1 pseudogene is annotated in these 1,203 nt (G+C 45.5%); it reads right to left on the bottom strand.

Annotated features, from left to right (window positions below):
- Window positions 1-1,203 (bottom strand): annotated as a pseudogene (locus tag F9B91_RS11375) (YSIRK signal domain/LPXTG anchor domain surface protein); the annotation flags it as partial.

The following is a 1,203-nucleotide window of genomic DNA, read 5'->3' as shown; positions in this document are numbered from 1 at the left end:
GGTTAACTTTGCCGTTCAAGACGTCTTTTCCGTCGCGTCCATCACGTCCGTCACGACCTGCTGCGCCATCACGTCCGTCGCGTCCTGGTAAACCTTGTGCTCCGTCTTGACCATCACGTCCTTGAAGACCTTGAGCACCCTGGTCACCCTTAGGTCCTTGTAGCCCTTGTGGCCCTTGTGGTCCTGCAACTCCGGCTTCACCTTTTAGACCTTGAGGTCCACGAATGTTACCAATCTTATCCCAAGTTCCGTTTTCTTTCTTATAAACGTCACCTGTAGTTGCATCGATATAAGTGTCACCATCTTTACCATCATTTGATGTTGGTGGTTTAGGTCCACTTAATAGTTCAGCACCATTACGTCCGGCTGCACCTGCTGCACCATTGGCACCGTCTGTACCATTATAAATTGGTTGTTTAGCAATTAATTCATCTATACCTTCATCGTATCGACCATTACCATTGTTATCAAAGTACGCTGTAATAAGAGTACCTTCTCTTGGTTTTTCTGCTGGTGCTGTAGATGGGGCGTCTGCTAAAGCTCTTCTTACTCTTCCGCTTCTTTGATTGTTTAATCTTGCTGCTGCTTCAGCTAAGGCATTTAAGTCGATGGTTGGTGTACGTCCATCTTTACCATCTTTAATGTTAACTGTTACAGGTTCTTCACCAGGAATAGTAAATGTAATATCAGTACTACGGCCGTCTGCTCCACGAGCAGTTGTGATTTTTGGAGTTTTTCCGTCACGTCCCGCTGCTCCTGTTTCACCACGGTCTCCACGTTCTCCTTTTTCACCTTTGGCACCATCTGCAATGACAACTTCTTTTAGTTTTGTATCTCCTGCATCAAATTCGTTGTTGTCATTTTGATCATAATAGAAGATAACAGTTGTTGTTTTATCGGCTTCATTTCGTTGAGTAGCAACTAATGGGCTTGCTCCATCGAAACCATCTCTTACAACAGTACTTGTAACATTACCTCTACCGTCGTTAATAGTGATAGTGTGAGTACCGTCTTCTTTATTATCTTTAACGGTTACGGTTGGAGTTACACCGTCACGACCTGCCTGACCTTGGTCTCCTTTTTCACCTTTGGCACCTTGTGCTCCGGTTAGACCGCGTTCACCTTGGTCTCCTTTTTCACCTTTAGCACCTTGTGCTCCAGTTAGACCGCGTTCGCCTCGGTCCCCTTTTTCACCTTTAGCAC

The sequence above is a fragment of the Streptococcus mitis genome (genome assembly GCF_008763935.1).
Classification (GTDB): Bacteria; Bacillota; Bacilli; order Lactobacillales; family Streptococcaceae; genus Streptococcus; species Streptococcus mitis_DB.
This window is presented reverse-complemented; position numbering and strand designations above follow the sequence as displayed.